This window comes from Pseudomonas simiae (genome assembly GCF_000934565.1).
Classification (GTDB): domain Bacteria; phylum Pseudomonadota; class Gammaproteobacteria; order Pseudomonadales; family Pseudomonadaceae; genus Aquipseudomonas; species Aquipseudomonas simiae.
Window position 1 is genome coordinate 5,650,950 of sequence record NZ_CP010896.1, and the last position, 19,519, is coordinate 5,670,468.

Genomic DNA, 19,519 nt, shown 5'->3' on the forward strand with positions numbered 1-19,519 from the left:
CGCGATTGCGGTACGTCAGCCACCAAATGCACCAACTGACACACCGCTATCGCAGGCAAGCCAGCTCCCACCGGTGATCACCGAACTCTTTAGGAACTTGCCATGCGCTTTATCACTGAAATCAAAACCTTCGCCGCCCTCGGCAGCGGTGTTATCGGCAGCGGCTGGGTGTCCCGCGCCCTGGCCCATGGCCTGGATGTGATCGCCTGGGACCCGGCGCCCGGTGCCGAAGCCGCGCTGCGCAAACGTGTTGCCAACGCCTGGGGCGCCTTGGAAAAACAAGGCCTGGCGCCGGGTGCATCCCAGGACCGCTTGCGCTTTGTCGCCACCATTGAAGAGTGTGTGAAAGACGCTGACTTCATCCAGGAAAGCGCCCCGGAACGCCTGGAACTGAAACTCGACCTGCACAGCAAGATCAGCGCCGCCGCCAAGCCGAATGCGTTGATTGGGTCGAGCACGTCCGGCCTGTTGCCAAGCGAGTTCTACGAGGGCTCGACCCATCCTGAGCGGTGCGTGGTCGGCCATCCGTTCAACCCGGTTTACCTGCTGCCGCTGGTGGAAGTGGTCGGCGGCAAGAACACTGCGCCGGAGGCCGTTCAAGCGGCGATCAAGGTGTACGAATCCCTCGGCATGCGCCCACTGCATGTGCGCAAGGAAGTCCCGGGCTTTATCGCCGATCGCCTGCTCGAAGCCCTCTGGCGTGAGGCCCTGCACCTGGTCAATGACGGCGTCGCCACCACCGGCGAAATTGACGACGCCATCCGCTTTGGCGCGGGCCTGCGCTGGTCGTTCATGGGCACTTTCCTGACCTACACCCTGGCAGGCGGCGACGCAGGCATGCGCCACTTCATGGCGCAATTCGGCCCGGCGCTGCAATTGCCGTGGACCTACCTGCCAGCGCCGGAGTTGACCGACAAGCTGATCGACGATGTGGTCGACGGCACCAGCGATCAACTGGGCAAACACAGCATTTCGGCGCTGGAGCGCTATCGTGATGACTGCCTGCTGGCGGTGCTGGAGGCGGTGAAAACCACCAAAGCCAAGCACGGCATGACCTTCGCCGAATAAGGGAAAATCCTAACATGCCCGCACTGACCACCTACACCACCCAGGTCCACCCCGACTGGGTGGACTACAACAGCCATCTGCGCGACGCGTTCTATCTGCTGATCTTCAGCTACGCCACCGACGCGCTGATGGACACCCTGGGGCTGGACAGTGAAAACCGCGAAGCCAGCGGCCACTCACTGTTCACCCTGGAGTTGCACCTCAACTACCTGCACGAAGTGAAGCTGGGTGCCGACGTGGAGGTGCATACCCAACTCATCGCCCACGACGCCAAGCGCCTGCACCTCTATCACAGCCTGCACCTGGTTGGGGATGAAAAGGAACTGGCGGGCAACGAGCAGATGTTGTTGCACGTTGATCTGGCCGGTCCACATTCGGCGCCGTTCACCGAGTCCACACTGGAAAAACTCACGGCTATCAGCGCGGAGCAGGCTGACCTGCCGCGCCCCGCCCTGCTTGGCCGAGTGATTGGACTACCGCTGAAAAAATAGCCACTGAAGATACCCTTAGGAGCCACCATGCAAACCGCCGCCGCTGTCGCCGATTTCCGTACTTACCCGAAGATCTGCGACATCGCGGACGTACGGGTGCTGGAGGATCAGATCTTTGTGCAGTGGGCCGATGGACGGGTCAGTCCGTTTCATCATCAATGGCTGCGAGACAACTGCCCTTGCTCCCAATGCGTATACAGCGTGACGCGCGAGCAAGTGCTGGAGATTGTGGATGTGGACGCCCATCTCAGGCCGGCCTCGGCCCGTATTGATCAAGGCAACCTGAGCCTGGAATGGAGCGGCGGCCACCGCAGTCAGTACGATCCGGGTTGGCTGCGGGCGCATGCCTACGACGATGAATCCCGTGCCGAACGCAGTGCGGCAACGCCCAAATCGCGGCTGTGGGACAGTCGGTTCCAGCTACCGGTCTTTGAGTATTCGGCCGTCATGGAAGACCCGAGCGCGCTGCTGCAATGGTTGCTGGCGCTGCGCGATTCTGGCCTGACGCAAGTCCGAGGCGTCCCCACCGAGCGCGACTCCCTGGCGCTGGTGGCCAAGCGCATTTCCTTCATCCGCGAGAGCAACTTCGGCGTGCTGTTCAATGTGCAATCCAAGGCCGATGCCGACAGCAATGCCTACACCGCTTTCAACCTGCCCTTGCACAGTGATTTGCCCACACGAGAGCTGCAACCGGGCCTGCAATTCCTGCATTGCCTGGTGAACGATGCCAACGGCGGCGAAAGCATTTTTGTCGACGGGTTTGCCATCGCCAACGCCCTGCGCACGGAAGATCCCGAAGCGTTCAGGGCGCTGTGTGAAATCCCGGTGGAGTTTCGCAACAAGGACCGTCACAGCGACTATCGCCGCCTGGCGCCGATCATTGCACTGGATGCCTTGGGCGACGTGGCGGAGATTCGCATGGCCAACTTTCTACGCGGGCCTTTCGAGACCAGCGTGGCGCAGATGCCGCTGCTGTATCGGGCGTATCGGCGGTTTATTGCGATGACGCGGGAGGATCGTTTTCGGCTGGTCAAGCGCCTGAACCCGGGCGAATTGTGGTGCTTCGACAACCGTCGCACCCTGCATGCGCGCAATGCGTTCGATCCGGCCTCCGGGGCACGGCATTTCCAGGGCTGCTACATCGACCGCGATGAATTACTGTCGCGCATCCGGGTGTTGCAGCGGTAGACCGCGGCGCTGCCATCGCAGGCAAGCCAGCTCCCACAGGGAAATGCACTCCAAATGTGGGAGCTGGCGTGCCTGCGATGAGGCCGGTACTCACGCCACAAATCCCAGGCTAAAAAAAGCCCCGATCCAGCCGTGACTGGATCGGGGCAGAGTGCCTTGTGTGAGCGTTACATCCTGAGGGTGACCAAACCTTCAAGCTGAGTGCTTGAGTTCAGTGTGCCCATTAATACGGTCGGTAAATGGCCCGAAAACGACCTGCTCATAGCCATCTGAGGCATTCGTGCAATCTGCCCTTGCCGACCCTTTGGACGGCAACCAGAATCCAGGTCAAACCCCGTTCCCTTCACCAGGATAAACGTCATGATGCACGCGGATTTGATTGACCAGGATGACCTGCTGGGCCAACTGCGCTCACTGGGTTTCGAAGTGTCCAGCGGCGCCACCGCCGAGCAGGCCTGCGAGTGTGCGGTGCGTGGTTTGAGCGAGGCTCGGGCCAAGGCGCTCAAGGGGATGGTTGAGCAGATGTACACCGGCAGCGCGACGATCTTGCCGGCGGTGCGGCAGGCGATCGATAAGCAGTTGCTGCCGGCCTTGGTGCAGTTCAAGCAGAACTCGGGCGCCTGATAGTCCGCATTCGCGAGCAGGCCCGCTCCCACATTCGACCGCATTTCAAAGGTGGAACTCGGTCACCTGTGGGAGCGGGCTTGCTCGCGAACGCAGGCGACTCGGTCTAGAGCCTTACGCTGGCGAAAGTCGACTCGTTCCTGGCCTGGCTCAACGCCGACATCGGCCCCGACAACGGTGACAATACCAGCGCCTGCGGGATCGGCATCATCGCCACCTGCTGGGTGGTGTTGGAACCTACGCGCTCATCCCGTGGCGGAATGCCAAAGTATTCGCGGTAGCACTTGGAGAAGTGCGGCGTAGACACGAACCCGCACACCGACGCCACTTCGATGATCGACATCGGCGTCTGCTTGAGCAACTGCCGTGCGCGGATCAAGCGCAGCTTGAGGTAGTAGCGCGATGGCGAACAGTGCAGGTATTTCTGGAACAGGCGCTCCAACTGGCGACGAGACACCGCGACGTACACCGCCAGTTCGTCCAGGTCGATCGGCTCTTCCAGATTGGCCTCCATCAGCGCGACGATTTCCTGCAGCTTCGGCTGGTTGGTGCCGAGCATGTGCTTGAGCGGCACACGCTGGTGATCCTGTTCGTTGCGAATACGCTCGTAGACGAACATTTCGGAAATGGCGGCCGAGAGTTCACGGCCGTGGTCGCGGCTGATCAGGTGCAGCATCATGTCCAGCGGCGCGGTGCCGCCGGAGCTGGTGAAGCGGTTGCGGTCGAGGGTGAACAGGCGTGTGCTCATGGCCACGCGGGGGAAAGCTTCCTGCATCGAGGCCAGGCATTCCCAGTGCACGCTGCAATCAAATCCATCAAGCAAACCGGCGCAGGCCAGGGCCCAGCTGCCGGTGCACACCGCGCCGAGGCGACGGGACTGGCGTGCCTGGCTTTGCAGCCACGACACATGTTCACGGGTAACGGTGCGCTGGATGCCCACGCCGCCGCACACGATCACCGTGTCCAGGGCCGGGGCTTTGTGCATGGAAGCATCGGGGGTGATTTGCAGACCGTCGCTGGCCCACACCTGGTTTCCGTCGACGCTCAAGGTCGTCCAGCGATACAGCTCGCGGCCGGAGAGCTGATTGGCCATGCGCAGCGGTTCGACTGCGGACGCCAGGGAAATCAGCGTGAAATTGTCCAGCAGCAAAAAGCCGATGGATTGAGGCGCACGGTTCTGGGGTTGGGCCCCGGAGTTGAACGACGTCATCGCAGTATCTCCTCACACAAAAGCGGGTGATGGCCTCAGGCGAGGCTCTTGTTATTGCGCTCTACATCCAGCGAGGAGAGAGGCTTTGAATTGATAGAGCAAATGCCATGCCTAAAATTGAATGGCCGTCCAATAACTCCTAAAAACGACCTGATGACGTGTCTAGATAAGCCCGCGCCGCACGTACGGATATAGCCGAAATCAGCCGTAGGAATGAGCTTATCCACAGGGGATGAGCAGATCGGTAGCACTTGTGGGAAGGCGCTTTGCGGGCGTGGGAGAAGTCTGTCACCCAAAGCACGGGTGACAGCGGGTCGGGCGGGAAATCGTTCGGTAGCTACTTATCTGTTTGCGACGCGCTAAAAGGTGGCGCTTTTGGATCCGGTGTTCACTTTATGAGCAGTGTTGCTTGAACTGCCGCTATCGCGGGCAAGCCCGGCTCCCACAGGGGAATGTATTCCAAATGTGGGAGCTGGCTTGCCTGCGATAGCGGCGTCACTGGCTCAACACTCCACAGCACTCACCGCCAACCCGCCCCGCGATGTCTCTTTGTATTTGTCATGCATATCCGCCCCGGTATCGCGCATGGTGCGGATCACTCGGTCCAGGGAGATAAAGTGCTGGCCGTCGCCCCGCAGCGCCATTTGCGCTGCGTTGATTGCCTTCACCGCCGCAATTGCATTGCGCTCGATGCACGGTACTTGCACCAGCCCGCCCACCGGGTCGCAAGTGAGGCCCAGGTTATGTTCCAGGCCGATTTCAGCGGCGTTGCACAGTTGTTCCGGCGTGGCGCCAAGAATCTCGGCCAAGCCGGCGGCGGCCATGGCGCAGGCCGAGCCTACCTCCCCTTGGCAGCCGACTTCGGCACCCGAGATCGAGGCGTTTTTCTTGCACAGGATGCCTACCGCCGCCGCACCAAGCAGGTAGTCGACCACGTTGGCTTCGGTGACTTCCTCGCTGAATTTCATGAAGTAGTGCAACACCGCCGGGATGATCCCCGCCGCGCCGTTGGTAGGGGCCGTCACCATGCGCCCACCGGCGGCGTTTTCCTCGTTCACCGCCAGGGCGAACAGGTTGACCCATTCCATCGCGCTCAACGTCGAGCCGATCACATTGGGCTTGTTCAATTCCTGCAGGCTGCGGTGCAACTTGGCGGCACGGCGGCGCACGTTCAGGCCGCCGGGCAGGATGCCTTCGTGCTTGAGCCCCTGCTCCACGCAATCCTGCATGGCGCGCCAGAGCTTCATCAGTCCGCTGCGGATTTCTTCCTCGGAGCGCCAGGTTTTCTCGTTGGCCAGCATCAACTCGGCGACACGCAGGTTGTGAGTCTTGCACAGCTGCAACAGCTCGACTGCGCTGGAAAAATCATACGGCAGCTCGGTGCGGTCCATATCGGCCACGCCGCTCTGCGCCTGGGCTTCATCCACCACAAAGCCGCCGCCCACCGAATAGTAGGTGTCACGGTGCAGCTCACCGTGATCGCCCGTCACCACCAGGGTCATCGCATTGGGGTGGAACGGCAGGTTTTCGTCGAGCAGACGCATGTCCCGCGCCCATACGAAGGGCACCGGCAAACGGCCGTCCAGCAGCAGCGTATCGGTCTCGCGCAGGGTGTGGATGCGCAGGCCGATTTGCGATGGGTCGATCGCATCTGGCCATTCGCCCATCAGGCCCATGATGGTCGCGGTGTCGCTCCCGTGACCAATGCCGGTGGCCGACAATGAGCCGTAGAGCTGAACTTCGACGCGCCGCACTTGTTCCAACAGTTCACGTTCACGCAAAGCCTGAACGAACAACGCCGCGGCGCGCATGGGGCCGACGGTGTGAGAACTAGAAGGCCCGATGCCGATCTTGAACAGGTCGAAAACACTGATAGCCATTAACGTGGGACTCCGCAGGTGAACAGGCCGGACACCAAGGAGCTGCTACGCTCAGATCGCCCAGATGGCGGCATCATCAAGCTTTTACTTGCCGTCACGGCGTCTCACACCGACGCACTCATGCTCACCAGCGTCGCTCCCGTGCGATCGCCTGTTTTGGCCGTTTTTAACGGTGCAGATGGGCAAAAACTGCAGTTTTGCCTGTGGAAAAATCTGTAAGCGACGTCACCGACACTGGATACGACCATCCCTGTACTGGATACGACGCCCCCTGTAGGCGTCAGATTTTCACTGGTACATGATCAGTCTCGACTCGTTTGCAAGGCACCGTGCCAGAGCTGTTGTCGCACGCACCAACCGCAACACTTATAAAGCGCGGCGAATGCCGCCAGAAAAAACACAGGAGTCTACCCAGATGAAAGGTTCACCCTCGTTGTTGTTGGCCGCCATGCTGAGTCTGCCAGTCATGGCGCACGCCGCAGAACCGGCACAATGTCAGACCGTCAACTTCTCCGATGTCGGCTGGACCGACATCACCGTCACCACCGCGACTACCAGCGAGATCCTCAAGGGCCTGGGCTACAAGCCGCGCACCACGATGATTTCGGTACCAGTGACCTACAAGTCGCTGGCCGACGGCAAGAACATGGACGTCTTCCTCGGCAACTGGATGCCGACCATGGAAAACGACATCAAGCAGTACCGTGATGCCGGCACCGTGGAAACCGTGCGCGCCAACCTGGAGAACGCCAAGTACACCCTGGCCGTCCCGGAAGCGCTGTACAACAAAGGCCTCAAGGACTTCGCCGATATCGCCAAATTCAAGGATGAACTGGGCGGCAAGATCTACGGCATCGAGCCGGGTAACGACGGCAACCGCACCATCCAGACGCTGATCGACAAAGACGCCTTCGGCCTGAAAACCGCAGGGTTCAAAGTCGTCGAGTCCAGCGAAGCCGGCATGCTCTCCCAGGTCGAACGCGCCACCAAACGCGACCAGGCCATCGTGTTCCTCGGCTGGGAACCGCACCCGATGAACACCCGTTTCAAGATGAAGTACCTGACCGGGGGTGACGATTCGTTCGGCCCCAACTACGGCCAGGCCACCATCTACACCAATACCCGCAAGGGCTACACCGAGGAATGCAGCAACGTGGGCCAGTTGCTGAAAAACCTGGTGTTCACCCTGAATATGGAAAGCACCCTGATGGGTAATGTCTTGGACGACAAGATGAAACCCGACGCCGCGGCGAAAGCCTGGCTGAAGAAGAACCCGCAAGTCCTCGACACCTGGCTTGCCGGTGTCACCACCATAGATGGCAAACCAGGACTCGACGCCGTTAAAGCCTACCTCGCCAAGTAATCCGCTATCCCCGGGGCGGTGCGCTGTCCCGGGATGTTTTCCCTCTTCGCATGTGGACATTCACTACCATGCTGACTGAACAGAAAATCCCACTAGGCCAGTACATCGCTGCCTTCGTCGAATGGTTGACCCAACACGGCGCCAACTACTTCGACGCAATCGCATCGACACTGGAAACGATGATCCACGGCGTGACGTTCGCGCTGACCTGGTTCAATCCGCTGGCATTGATCGGTCTGATTGCGCTGCTGGCTCACTTTATCCAACGTAAATGGGGACTGACTGTTTTTGTCATCGCCTCCTTCCTGCTGATCCTGAACCTGGGGTACTGGCAGGAAACCATGGAGACCCTGGCGCAAGTGCTGTTCGCCACCCTGGTCTGCGTGGTCATCGGTGTGCCGCTGGGCATTGTTGCCGCGCATAAACCGATGTTTTACACCATGATGCGGCCGGTACTCGATCTGATGCAGACCGTGCCGACCTTCGTCTACCTCATCCCAACCCTGACCCTCTTCGGGCTGGGTGTGGTGCCTGGGCTGATTTCTACGGTGGTGTTCGCGATTGCCGCGCCGATCCGCCTGACCTACCTGGGTATCCGTGATGTACCCCAAGAGTTGATGGACGCCGGCAAGGCCTTTGGCTGCTCGCGCCGTCAGTTGCTCTCGCGCATTGAACTGCCCCACGCCATGCCGAGCATTGCCGCCGGCATTACCCAATGCATCATGCTGTCGTTGTCGATGGTGGTGATCGCTGCCCTGGTGGGCGCCGATGGCCTCGGCAAACCCGTGGTCAACGCACTGAACACCGCCGATATCGCCCTGGGCTTTGAAGCGGGCCTGGCGATCGTGCTGCTGGCCATCATGCTCGACCGCATCTGCAAACAACCCGACGCTAAAGTAGGGGGTGATGCATGAGCATTATCCGATTCGACAAAGTCGACGTGATCTTCTCCAAAGACCCACGCGAAGCGCTCAAGCTGCTGGACCAAGGCATGAGCCGTAACGAGATCCTGAAAAAAACCGGGCAGATTGTTGGCGTGGAAAAAGCCAGCCTGGACATCGAGAAAGGCGAGATCTGTGTGTTGATGGGCCTGTCGGGCTCCGGCAAATCCAGTCTGTTGCGCTGCATCAACGGCCTCAACACCGTGAGCCGTGGCCAGCTGTTCGTCGAGCATGAAGGTCGCCAGATCGACATCGCCTCCTGCACACCCGCCGAGCTGAAAATGATGCGCACCAAGCGCATCGCCATGGTGTTCCAGAAGTTCGCCCTGATGCCTTGGCTGACGGTGCGCGAAAACATCAGCTTCGGCCTGGAAATGCAGGGCCGCCCGGAGAAAGACCGACGCAAGCTGGTGGATGAAAAACTTGAGCTGGTGGGCCTGACCCAATGGCGTAACAAGAAGCCGGACGAACTCTCCGGCGGCATGCAGCAGCGCGTCGGCCTGGCCCGTGCGCTGGCGATGGACGCCGATATCCTGCTGATGGACGAACCCTTCTCCGCCCTCGACCCGCTGATCCGCCAGGGCCTGCAGGACGAGCTGCTGGAACTGCAACGCAAGCTGAGCAAGACCATCGTGTTCGTGAGCCACGACCTCGACGAAGCACTCAAATTGGGCAGCCGTATCGCGATCATGAAAGACGGCAAGATCATCCAGTACAGCGTGCCGGAAGAGATCGTCCTGAACCCGGCGGATGACTATGTGCGTACCTTCGTCGCGCATACCAACCCACTGAACGTGTTGTGCGGCCGCAGCCTGATGCGCACCCTGGACAACTGCAAGCGCGTCAACGGTTCAGTCTGCCTGGACCCGGGCGGCGACTCGTGGCTGGACCTGGCCGAGGGCAACACCATCAAGGGCGCTCGCCAGAATGGCGCGGTGATGAACCTGCAGAACTGGGTACCGGGGCAAGCGGTGGAAGGTCTGGGCCGGGTGCCGACGCTGGTGGACTCGAACATCGGCATGCGTGATGCGTTGCAGATTCGTTATCACACCGGAAACAAGCTGGTGCTGCATGACAACAACCAGGTAGTGGGGATTCTGGGGGACAGTGAGCTTTACCATGCCCTGCTGGGCAAGAACCTGGGCTGACAAACACTGCACATCTCAATGTAGAAACTGGGTCAATGTGGGAGGGGGCTTGCCCCCGATTGCGGTGTATCAGTAACAGAAGTACTGACTGACACACTGCTATCGGGGGCAAGCCCCCTCCCACATTTAGTTCTGTTTACACATTTGGACCCAGTGGTGTCAGTGAGGACACCACCCGTTTTCAACTATCAGCTATAGACACGGCCAAGGAGCTGCCGATGGCTTTCAAACTGATCGAGCACGTCCCGGGTGATCTGCTCCTGGGTGAAGCCCATCAGGTCGTATTCCTGAGGTCCATTGTGCAGGTAGACCTCCGCGCGGTAGTAACGCGTGCGCTCTTCCTCGGGAAGGTCGCTCGGTGCCGACGAGTAAGCATCCAGGCTCACTTCGTAGACAAACGGGTTGCCCTCTGCCATCTCGATGCGCACACCGATGCAGCGCTTGGATTTACCCAGCAGGGTCTGCACTTCCAGCCCCTGTTCACGCAACGCCGTCGCCGCTTCTTCCAGCGCTGGCGTCACGTGCTTATCCATGAAGCGTTGCACGGTGCCTTGGCTCGGTTGCAGGTCCAGCGCGGTCAAGCGCTCGCTGAAACCACGACGACCCCGCTCGGCCAATTGCGCCTGCTCCTGTTCGATGGCCACATCCTGGCGCATGGCTTTGTGCAAGCCGAACATAAAGAAGATCAACACTACCGAGAATGGCAGCCCCGCCAGCACCACCATGGTCTGCATGGCTTCGAAGTTGCCCGCGAACAGCAAGCCGATGGTCACCAGGGTGATCACCGCCGACCAGAAGATCCGCAGCCAGTGCGGCGCATCTTCATCCACGTTGCCGCCTTTGCAGGAAAGGTTGGCCATCATCACCGCGCCGGAATCCGCCGGGGTCAGGAACAGCACGAAGCCCACGAAGATCGACACGCCGATCACGATTTTCGACGCCGGGTAATGCTCAAGCAGTTGGTAGATGGCCATGGAAGGCTGTTCCAACGCAGTCTTGCCCAACGCCACCGCACCCTGGTTCAGCACCAGGTCCAATGCCGAGTTACCGAAGATCGACAGCCACGCCAAGGTGAAGCCCAACGGGATCAGCAGCACGCCGGCCACCAGTTCACGCACCGTGCGACCACGGGAAATACGCGCGATGAACATGCCCACGAATGGCGCCCAGGAAATCCACCAGGCCCAGTAGAACAGTGTCCACAGGCCCATCCAGCGTTCGGTCTTGTCGGCGTCGCCTTCGTACACGTAGAGGTCGAAGGTTTTCAGGATGATGCCGTTGAGGTAGTCACCGGTGTTTTGCACCAGACCGTTGAGCAAGTGCAGGGTCGGGCCGAACAACAGTACGAAAATCAACAGGCCGCTGAACAACACGATGTTGAGGTTGGACAGGCGCCGAATGCCGTTCTCAACACCCGACACGGCGGCGATGGTCGCCACGGTGCTCATCACGATGATCACGATCAACAGGTTGGTGTTGCTGTGCTCCATGCCGAACAGGTTTTCCAACCCGGACGACACCTGCATCGAACCAATCCCCAGGTTCGTCACCAGGCCCAGCAGGGTCACGAACATGCCGAAGCCGTCCACCGCGTGGCCGGCCGCGCCTTTCACCCAACGCTCGCCCACCAGTGGGTACAGCGCCGAACGCAAGGCCAGCGGCTGGTTATGGCGATACGCGAAGTACGCCACGGCCAGGCCGACCAAGGCATAGATCGCCCAGCCGTGCAGGCCCCAATGCAGGAACGTCAGTTGCAGCGCCTGGCGTGCGGCGCCATTGCTGGCGGCTGCGCCTTCGGGCGGGTTGAAGTAGTGGTCCAGCGGCTCGGAAGCACCGAAGTACAACAGCGAAATGCCGATGCCCGACGAGAACAACATGCCGGCCCAGGCGCCGTAGCTGAAGTCCGGGGTGTCGTCCTTGCTGCCCAGTTTCAACTTGCCGTAGGACGAAAACGCCAGGCCCACCACGAACACCAGGTAGGCGGCGATGACCACCATGTAGTACCAGCCAAAGCTTTTCGACAGCCACGCCTGTGCTACGCCGAGCATGCGCCCGGCCTCCTGCGGGGCGATGATCAGGATGGCAGTCAACAACAGAATCAACGCGGTGGAGGTGTAGAACACCCAACCGTTGACCCGCACCTTTTCCGGCGGGGTCTTTATAAGAGAGGCAGAACTCATGGCGCAGATGCTCCGGGCAGTGCGAGAGAGAAACACAAGGCAACGGTTATCCCGGGACATCGATTTTTCGGCAGTCGACGGACGGGTGTTATAAAGACACCCCTAAAATTCTTGAGCCTCGCCGAAGCGACGCCCAGGCCCTGATACGGCCTGTTTCAAGGTTTTTTACAGGTGTCAGATGTCGCGGCTCACAAGTAGGAAATATCTGTAGGCAGCGACCATTTGTCGCAGATCTTATTCTTTGTTGATTGAACGTTCAATCAAAACAAAATAGACTGGCCCTCAAGCCGACGGACGTGGATCGTCCATCGGCAGGCCTAAGGAGAGGTGCTACATGCCCAAGGTCGGTATGCAACCCATACGCCGCCAGCAGTTGATCGAAGCCACACTGACGGCGATCGATCAGGTCGGAATGGGAGATGCCAGCATTGCGCTGATCGCCCGTTTGGCCGGCGTCTCGAACGGCATCATCAGTCACTACTTTCAGGACAAGAACGGCCTGATCGCCGCAACGATGCGGTACTTGATGAATGTGCTGATCGAGAACGTCCACGAACGCAGGCTTGCGCTGAAGGACGACAGCCCACGGGCGCACCTTCGGGTGATCATCGAGGGCAACTTCGACGCCAGCCAGGTCAATGGCCCGGCAATGAAAACCTGGCTGGCCTTCTGGGCCACCAGCATGCATCACCCGTCATTGCACAGGTTGCAGCGGATCAACGATCAACGTCTGTATTCCAACCTGTGCTGCCAGTTCCGCCGAGTGCTGCCGCTGCCGCACGCACGCAAAGCAGCCAGAGGCCTGGCGGCCCTGATCGACGGTTTGTGGTTGCGCGGCGCCCTGTCGGGAGACGCTTTCGACACGGAGCAGGCGCAACGGATCGCTTACGAATACATGGATTTCCAATTGGCCAAGCAGGTGAGTTAGAGCATCTATAACCGCTCAACCCCTGAACGGCTGTTGATCAGTGTCGCCAGACCCTTATGGCCCACTTTTCGGCGGTTAACGCCAACCACTTATGCACTTGCGAGGACTTTATGGCCCGTTTCGACCTGCAAAAACTCTACATTGACGGCGGCTACACCGACGCTGGCAGCGATGCCACCTTCGAAGCCATCAACCCGGCTAACGGTGAAGTTCTCGCCCAAGTGCAACGCGCAACGAAAGAAGACGTTGAACGTGCCGTGGTCAGCGCCGAAAAAGGCCAGAAAATCTGGGCTGCGATGACCGCCATGGAGCGTTCGCGCATCCTGCGTCGTGCCGTCGACATCCTGCGCGAGCGCAACGACGAGTTGGCCGCCCTGGAAACCCTGGACACCGGTAAAGCCTTCTCCGAAACCAAGTACGTCGACATCGTTACCGGCGCTGACGTGCTCGAATACTACGCAGGCCTGGTGCCGGCCATCGAAGGCGAGCAGATCCCACTGCGCGACACTTCCTTCGTCTACACCCGCCGCGAGCCGCTGGGCGTGGTCGCCGGTATCGGCGCGTGGAACTACCCGATCCAGATCGCCCTGTGGAAATCCGCACCGGCCCTGGCCGCGGGTAACGCGATGATCTTCAAACCTAGCGAAGTCACTTCGCTGACCACCCTGAAACTGGCCGAGATCTACACCGAAGCCGGTGTTCCGGCTGGCGTGTTCAACGTCCTGACCGGCAGCGGCCGTGAAGTCGGCACCTGGTTGACCGAGCACCCGCGCATCGAAAAAGTCTCGTTCACCGGCGGCACCGACACCGGCAAGAAAGTCATGGCCAGCGCTTCGAGCTCGTCGCTCAAGGAAGTGACCATGGAACTGGGCGGCAAGTCGCCGCTGATCGTGTTCGAAGATGCCGACCTGGATCGTGCCGCCGACATCGCGATGATGGCCAACTTCTACAGCTCCGGCCAGGTCTGCACCAACGGCACTCGCGTGTTCGTGCCCAAGCACCTGCAAGCGGCGTTCGAAGCCAAGATCGTTGAGCGCGTTGCACGCATCCGCGTCGGCAACCCGCAAGACGACAACACCAACTTCGGCCCGCTGGTCAGCTTCGCCCACATGGAAAGCGTGCTGGGCTACATCGCCAAAGGTAAGGAAGAAGGCGCACGCGTGCTGTGCGGCGGCGACCGTCTGACCGACGGCGAATTCGCCAAAGGCGCTTTCGTGGCCCCGACCGTGTTCACCGACTGCACTGACGAAATGACCATCGTCCGTGAAGAAATCTTCGGCCCAGTGATGAGTATCCTCACCTACGAAACCGAAGAAGAAGTGATCCGCCGCGCCAACGACACCGACTTCGGCCTGGCCGCCGGCCTGGTGACCAAAGACCTGAACCGCGCCCACCGCGTGATTCATCAGCTGGAAGCGGGTATCTGCTGGATCAACGCCTGGGGCGAATCCGACGCGAAGATGCCGGTGGGTGGCTACAAGCAATCCGGTGTGGGTCGTGAGAACGGTATCAGCTCGCTGAACAACTTCACCCGCATCAAATCGGTACAGGTTGAACTGGGCGACTACGCCTCGGTGTTCTAAGAACCGAGCCTTGTATTGCCTATAAGGCCGCCATCGGGGGCAAGCCCCCTCCCACACTGACTGTGTTCACAAGTTCAGATGTGTAAATACAGTCAAAGGTGGGAGGGGGCTTGCCCCCCGATGAGGCCCGACCTGACTAGACTTCAAAGAGGGTGCATCCAATGTCCCAAGAATACGACTACATCATTGTGGGTGCCGGCTCCGCCGGTAACACCCTGGCGACCCGTCTGACCGAAGACGAAGGCGTCACCGTCCTGCTGCTGGAAGCCGGCGGCCCCGACTACCGCTTAGACTTCCGTACCCAGATGCCAGCCGCCCTGGCGTTCCCGCTGCAAGGCCGCCGCTACAACTGGGCCTACGAGACCGATCCAGAGCCACACATGGACGGCCGTCGCATGGAATGCGGTCGCGGCAAGGGCCTGGGTGGCTCTTCCTTGATCAACGGCATGTGCTACATCCGTGGCAACGCCATGGACTACGACAACTGGGCGAAATTGCCAGGCCTGGAAAACTGGACGTACCTGGACTGCCTGCCCTATTTCAGAAAAGCTGAAACTCGGGACATCGGCCCGAACGACTGGCACGGCGGCGATGGCCCGGTCAGCGTGACCACGCCGAAAGCCGGCAACAACCCACTGTTCCACGCCATGGTTGAAGCCGGCGTACAGGCCGGGTACCCACGCACCGAAGACTTGAACGGCTACCAGCAGGAAGGCTTCGGCCCGATGGACCGTACCGTCACGCCAAACGGCCGTCGTGCCAGCACCGCGCGCGGTTACCTGGACACGGCCAAGAAGCGTTCGACACTGACCATCGTCACCCACGCCCTCACCGACAAAGTGTTGTTCGAAGGCAAGCGTGCCGTCGGCGTGCGTTACCTGATCGGCGCCGCCGAAGAACGCGTTGAAGCCCGCGCCCGTAAAGAAGTACTGGTGTGCAGCGGTGCAATCGCTTCGCCGCAATTGCTGCAACGCTCCGGTGTCGGCCCGGCCAAACTGCTGGAAAGCCTCGACATCCCGGTGGTCCATGACCTGCCAGGCGTCGGCGAAAACCTGCAGGACCACCTTGAGCTGTACCTGCAATACGCGTGCACCCAACCCGTGTCGCTGTACCCGTCGCTGCTCTGGTACAACCAGCCGGCCATCGGCGCCGAGTGGCTGTTCAACGGCACCGGCATCGGCGCCAGCAACCAGTTCGAAGCGGGCGGTTTCATCCGCACCCGTGAAGAATTCGAGTGGCCGAACATCCAGTACCACTTCCTGCCGGTAGCGATTAACTACAACGGCAGCAACGGTGTGAAAGAGCACGGTTTCCAGGCGCACATGGGCTCCATGCGTTCGCCGAGCCGTGGCCGCATCCAGCTGAAGTCGAAGAACCCACGGGACTACCCGAGCATCCTCTTCAACTACATGGCCACCGAACAGGACTGGCAGGAATTCCGCGACGGCATCCGCCTGACCCGTGAAATCATGCAGCAGCCGGCACTGGACCCCTACCGTGGCCGCGAAATCAGCCCAGGTATTGACGTGCAAACCGATGAACAGCTCGACAAGTTCATCCGCGAACACGCTGAAACCGCGTTCCACCCGTCCTGCTCGTGCAAGATGGGCACCGACGAGATGGCGGTAGTGGACGGCGAAGGCCGCGTGCATGGCATGCAGGGTCTGCGCGTTGTGGATGCGTCGATCATGCCGATCATCACCACCGGTAACCTGAACGCACCGACGATCATGATCGCCGAGAAAATCGCCGACAAGATCCGTGGCCGCCAGCCACTGCCGCGCAGCACCGCCGACTACTACGTGGCCGGCGATGCGCCGGTGCGTGGCAAGCCGATGCGTGAAGTGGGCCCGCTGGCGCAGTAACTGATACACCGCGGTGCGGCCTTCACAAGCAAGCCCGCTCCCACCTTTGATCGGGTTCACACGGTCAAAATGTGGGAGCGGGCTTGCTCGTGAAGGGGCCTAACCATTCACTGCAAAACCTCTCCTTGATCGGCTACTCTGTTTGCCTGCCCGCGCCGAGCCGCCCACAAGGAAGGCCCCATGTTCGACCACCACGCCACACTCAAACAGCATTTCAGTGCCCTGCGCACTCGCGCCGAATTCTTCTCCCTGCGCTACGTACGCGAATCCGGCCAATACCTGGCCGTGCGCAAAAACGTCGCCGAACCACCACACCTGAACCACGACGAGGGCGCCATGCTCACCGTGCGCCTCAACGGTGTGGAAGCCTACGCAGCGACCAACGACATTTCCCTGCCTGGCCTGCAAGCCGCCCTTGAGCGTGCCGAACAGCAAGCCCGCCTGATCAAGCCCCACGCGCTACTCGACCTGCGTGACCAGCACGTCTCCAGCGATGTGGCGGACTATCTGTCCCCCGAACTCAACCAGCCCTTCCCGTCCCTGAGCGACTGCTACCAACTGCTGGGTGACGAATCCGCCGCGGTGCCCAAGGACGAGCGCCTGGTGAGCTGGGAAGTCAGCCTCGGCCTGACCCACGTCGAGCAAATCTACCTCAACAACGCCGGCGCCGAACTGCGCCAGTCCCAGCGCTTTGTATTCCCCGGCGTCAATGTCACCGCCTACGACGGCAACGACAGCCAGAGCCGCACCCTCGGCGGCAGCAATTTCGGCCAGCAAGGCGGGTTTGATGTGATCAGCCGCTTCGGCCTGGTAGGAGCCGCGCCACGCATCGCCGACGAAGCCGTGCAATTGCTGCTTGCACCCAACACCCCCAAAGGCCCGCGTGACTTGCTGCTGATGCCCGACCAGATGATCCTGCAGATTCATGAGTCCATCGGTCACCCACTGGAGCTGGATCGCATCCTGGGTGACGAGCGCAATTACGCCGGCACCAGTTTTGTGAAGGCCAGCGACTTCGGTCACCTGCAATATGGCTCCAAGTTGCTCAACGTGACGTTCGACCCGCACATCCCCGAACAACTCGCCAGCTACAGCCATGACGACGACGGCACTCCCGCCAGCAAGCAGTTCCTGATCCGCGAAGGGCTGCTGCTCAAACCGCTGGGCGGTGCGCTGTCGCAATACCGTTCGGGCATGAGCGGCGTGGCCAACAGCCGGGCCAGCAGTTGGAACCGCGCCCCCATCGACCGCATGGCCAACCTGAACATCGAAGCGGGCGACAAGCGCCTTGCGCAACTGATCGGTGGCATCGAAAACGGCATCTTGATGTCGACCAACCGCTCATGGTCCATCGACGATGCGCGCAATAAATTCCAGTTCGGCTGTGAATGGGGCCAACTGATCGAGAACGGTGAGCTGAAAGGCGTGGTGAAAAACCCCAACTACCGGGCTATTTCCGCGAATTTCTGGCGCAACCTCAGCGCGGTCGGTGACGCCAGTACCTTCAAGGTGCTGGGCACGCCGAACTGTGGCAAAGGCGAACCCAACCAGGTGATCCGCGTCGGCCATGCGTCGCCCGCCTGCGTATTCAGTGATGTCGACGTATTTGGGGGAGACGCCTGATGAACACCTTCAAGGCATTGGTGGACTGGCTCAAGCACGCCATCACCGACAGCGAACAATTCCACCTCGGGTATGCGGATGAAGCGTCCGAGTTCGTGCGCTTCAACCACGCCAAGGTGCGCCAGGCCGGCCAAGTGCAACAGGCCAGCCTCAGCTTGAAACTGATCAACGACGGCCGCCACGCGGACCTCGGCATCACCCTGGCCGGCGAGCTGGAACTGGACCGCCAACGCTTGGCCGATGGCCTGCAACAGTTACGTGAAACCCTGCCGTTGCTGCCGCAGGATCCGTACCTGCTGCTGAACCACAACGCCTGGCAAAGCAGCAACGAACAAACCCGGCCGTTGCCGGAACTGGCGCAGGTACTGGAAGACATCAAGGCGGCCGCCCACGGCGTCGACCTGGTCGGTTTCTATGCAGCCGGCCCCATCACCCGAGGCTTTGCCAGTTCGTCGGGCGCCTTCGGCTGGCACCAGGCCAATAGCTTCAATTTCGATTTCAGCCTGTTCCACGCCAATGGCGAAGCGGTGAAAGCCAGCTACGCCGGACACACCTGGGACAGCGCCGAATTTGCCGCGCGCTTCCAGCAGGCCCGCGAACAGCTTGAGTTCCTCGGCCGCCCACTGCACACACTGGCGCCCGGACACTACCGCGCCTACCTCGCCCCGGCGGCGATTGAAGAAATCATCAGCATCATCACCTGGGGCGGGTTTTCCGCCCAGGCGATCGCCAGCAAGGGCAGCTCGCTGCAAAAGCTGTATGCCGGCGAACAGTCCCTGAGCCCGCAGGTGACGCTGACTGAACAGATCAGCGGCTCCCTGAGCCAGGCGTTTTCCACCGAGGGTTATCCACGCGGCGACGTCACACTGATCAAGGCGGGGAAAGCCGATGGCCAATTGATCAATTCGCGCAGCGCTGCCGAATACGGCTTGAGCACCAACGGCGCGAGCAGTGATGAATCGCCCAGCGCCTTGCAGATGGCCGCCGGCAGCCTGGCCCAAGCCGATATCCTCAAGCAGTTGGGCACCGGGTTGTACATCAGCAACCTGTGGTACCTGAACTATTCGGACCTTCCGGCGGCACGCCTGACCGGCATGACGCGTTTCGCCACCTTTTGGGTGGAAGACGGCGAGATCAAGGCGCCGGTCAGCACCATGCGCTTTGATGACAGCGTCTACCACCTGCTCGGCACGCAGTTGGAAGCCCTGACCGCTGAACGGGAACTGCTGCTGTCGGCCAGCACTTACAGCCAGCGCAACACCGCCTCCAACCTGCTGCCGGGGGCTTTGGTAAAACGCCTGACGCTAACCCTTTAACCACCACTATCCCCTGTGGGAGCGGGCTTGCTCGCGAATGCGCAGTGTCAGTCAGTACATGTGCGACTGATGCACCGCATTCGCGAGCAAGCCCGCTCCCACAGGGGCTGT

The 19,519-nt window shown here is 60.7% G+C and carries 15 protein-coding genes; 12 read left to right on the forward strand and 3 right to left on the reverse strand.

The window, feature by feature from the left end:
• Positions 1-102 precede the first annotated feature (102 nt).
• From PF1751_RS25745 to PF1751_RS25760, 4 genes are all read left to right on the forward strand, one after another.
• Positions 103-1,068 carry an L-carnitine dehydrogenase gene (locus tag PF1751_RS25745; RefSeq protein ID WP_044287998.1) on the forward strand — a complete coding sequence of 322 codons (966 nt, stop codon included), beginning with the start codon at positions 103-105 and terminating at the stop codon, positions 1,066-1,068.
• Between the two features lie 14 nt (positions 1,069-1,082).
• On the forward strand, positions 1,083-1,559 hold the full coding sequence (locus PF1751_RS25750) for a thioesterase family protein (RefSeq protein ID WP_044287999.1): 477 nt from the start codon (positions 1,083-1,085) through the stop codon (positions 1,557-1,559).
• Between the two features lie 27 nt (positions 1,560-1,586).
• Positions 1,587-2,747 carry a gamma-butyrobetaine dioxygenase gene (locus PF1751_RS25755; RefSeq protein WP_044288000.1) on the forward strand — a complete coding sequence of 387 codons (1,161 nt, stop codon included), beginning with the start codon at positions 1,587-1,589 and terminating at the stop codon, positions 2,745-2,747.
• A gap of 360 nt (positions 2,748-3,107) precedes the next feature.
• Positions 3,108-3,371 (forward strand): hypothetical protein, encoded by a 264-nt coding sequence (locus PF1751_RS25760; protein WP_010207120.1) that lies wholly within the window; start codon positions 3,108-3,110, stop codon positions 3,369-3,371.
• 106 nt (positions 3,372-3,477) lie between these two features.
• On the opposite strand, the gene gbdR is transcribed toward PF1751_RS25760, so the two are convergent.
• Both gbdR and PF1751_RS25770 read right to left on the reverse strand, forming a co-directional pair.
• On the reverse strand, positions 3,478-4,581 hold the full coding sequence (gene gbdR, locus PF1751_RS25765) for a choline metabolism transcriptional regulator GbdR (RefSeq protein WP_005792167.1): 1,104 nt from the start codon (positions 4,579-4,581) through the stop codon (positions 3,478-3,480).
• Between the two features lie 503 nt (positions 4,582-5,084).
• The gene (locus tag PF1751_RS25770; RefSeq protein ID WP_021491298.1) at positions 5,085-6,461 is read right to left on the reverse strand and encodes an L-serine ammonia-lyase; all 1,377 of its coding nucleotides are present in this window, start codon (positions 6,459-6,461) and stop codon (positions 5,085-5,087) included.
• Between the two features lie 415 nt (positions 6,462-6,876).
• On the opposite strand from PF1751_RS25770, the gene PF1751_RS25775 reads away from it, so the two are divergent.
• From PF1751_RS25775 to choV, 3 genes are all read left to right on the forward strand, one after another.
• A complete protein-coding gene (locus tag PF1751_RS25775) occupies positions 6,877-7,824 on the forward strand; it encodes a choline ABC transporter substrate-binding protein (protein ID WP_010207122.1) in 948 nt (315 codons plus the stop codon).
• 68 nt (positions 7,825-7,892) lie between these two features.
• Positions 7,893-8,738, forward strand: a complete 846-nt coding sequence (choW, locus tag PF1751_RS25780) for a choline ABC transporter permease subunit (RefSeq protein ID WP_010207125.1) — start codon at positions 7,893-7,895, stop codon at positions 8,736-8,738.
• Positions 8,735-9,913, forward strand: coding sequence for a choline ABC transporter ATP-binding protein (gene choV, locus PF1751_RS25785; protein ID WP_010207126.1), 1,179 nt, complete (start codon positions 8,735-8,737; stop codon positions 9,911-9,913). Before choW ends, choV begins: the two co-directional genes overlap by 4 nt.
• Positions 9,914-10,101: 188 nt before the next feature.
• Here the strand turns inward: choV and PF1751_RS25790 are convergent, their stop codons facing one another.
• Positions 10,102-12,036 carry a BCCT family transporter gene (locus tag PF1751_RS25790; RefSeq protein ID WP_226994565.1) on the reverse strand — a complete coding sequence of 645 codons (1,935 nt, stop codon included), beginning with the start codon at positions 12,034-12,036 and terminating at the stop codon, positions 10,102-10,104.
• 391 nt (positions 12,037-12,427) lie between these two features.
• On the opposite strand from PF1751_RS25790, the gene betI reads away from it, so the two are divergent.
• From betI to PF1751_RS25815, 5 genes are all read left to right on the forward strand, one after another.
• The gene (gene betI, locus PF1751_RS25795; RefSeq protein WP_010207128.1) at positions 12,428-13,021 is read left to right on the forward strand and encodes a transcriptional regulator BetI; all 594 of its coding nucleotides are present in this window, start codon (positions 12,428-12,430) and stop codon (positions 13,019-13,021) included.
• A 110-nt stretch (positions 13,022-13,131) separates the two neighbouring features.
• On the forward strand, positions 13,132-14,604 hold the full coding sequence (betB, locus tag PF1751_RS25800) for a betaine-aldehyde dehydrogenase (protein ID WP_010207130.1): 1,473 nt from the start codon (positions 13,132-13,134) through the stop codon (positions 14,602-14,604).
• A 161-nt stretch (positions 14,605-14,765) separates the two neighbouring features.
• Entirely contained in the window at positions 14,766-16,469 is a 1,704-nt protein-coding gene (betA, locus tag PF1751_RS25805; RefSeq protein WP_010207131.1) for a choline dehydrogenase, read from the forward strand.
• Between the two features lie 180 nt (positions 16,470-16,649).
• Entirely contained in the window at positions 16,650-18,092 is a 1,443-nt protein-coding gene (locus PF1751_RS25810; protein WP_044288001.1) for a TldD/PmbA family protein, read from the forward strand.
• Positions 18,092-19,408: a TldD/PmbA family protein gene (locus PF1751_RS25815; protein WP_044288002.1), complete on the forward strand. Its 1,317-nt coding sequence runs from the start codon at positions 18,092-18,094 to the stop codon at positions 19,406-19,408. The genes PF1751_RS25810 and PF1751_RS25815 overlap by 1 nt, the downstream gene beginning before the upstream one ends.
• Positions 19,409-19,519: the final 111 nt, after the last annotated feature.

Excerpts from the sequence above, each read along its gene's own strand:
- PF1751_RS25745 (WP_044287998.1), top strand. The coding sequence starts at position 103 with ATGCGCTTTATCACTGAAATCAAAACCTTCGCCGCCCTCGGCAGCGGT.
- PF1751_RS25750 (WP_044287999.1), top strand. The coding sequence starts at position 1,083 with ATGCCCGCACTGACCACCTACACCACCCAGGTCCACCCCGACTGGGTG.
- PF1751_RS25755 (WP_044288000.1), top strand. The coding sequence starts at position 1,587 with ATGCAAACCGCCGCCGCTGTCGCCGATTTCCGTACTTACCCGAAGATC.
- PF1751_RS25760 (WP_010207120.1), top strand. The coding sequence starts at position 3,108 with ATGATGCACGCGGATTTGATTGACCAGGATGACCTGCTGGGCCAACTG.
- gbdR (WP_005792167.1), bottom strand. The coding sequence starts at position 4,581 with ATGACGTCGTTCAACTCCGGGGCCCAACCCCAGAACCGTGCGCCTCAA.
- PF1751_RS25770 (WP_021491298.1), bottom strand. The coding sequence starts at position 6,461 with ATGGCTATCAGTGTTTTCGACCTGTTCAAGATCGGCATCGGGCCTTCT.
- PF1751_RS25775 (WP_010207122.1), top strand. The coding sequence starts at position 6,877 with ATGAAAGGTTCACCCTCGTTGTTGTTGGCCGCCATGCTGAGTCTGCCA.
- choW (WP_010207125.1), top strand. The coding sequence starts at position 7,893 with ATGCTGACTGAACAGAAAATCCCACTAGGCCAGTACATCGCTGCCTTC.
- choV (WP_010207126.1), top strand. The coding sequence starts at position 8,735 with ATGAGCATTATCCGATTCGACAAAGTCGACGTGATCTTCTCCAAAGAC.
- betI (WP_010207128.1), top strand. The coding sequence starts at position 12,428 with ATGCCCAAGGTCGGTATGCAACCCATACGCCGCCAGCAGTTGATCGAA.
- betB (WP_010207130.1), top strand. The coding sequence starts at position 13,132 with ATGGCCCGTTTCGACCTGCAAAAACTCTACATTGACGGCGGCTACACC.
- betA (WP_010207131.1), top strand. The coding sequence starts at position 14,766 with ATGTCCCAAGAATACGACTACATCATTGTGGGTGCCGGCTCCGCCGGT.
- PF1751_RS25810 (WP_044288001.1), top strand. The coding sequence starts at position 16,650 with ATGTTCGACCACCACGCCACACTCAAACAGCATTTCAGTGCCCTGCGC.
- PF1751_RS25815 (WP_044288002.1), top strand. The coding sequence starts at position 18,092 with ATGAACACCTTCAAGGCATTGGTGGACTGGCTCAAGCACGCCATCACC.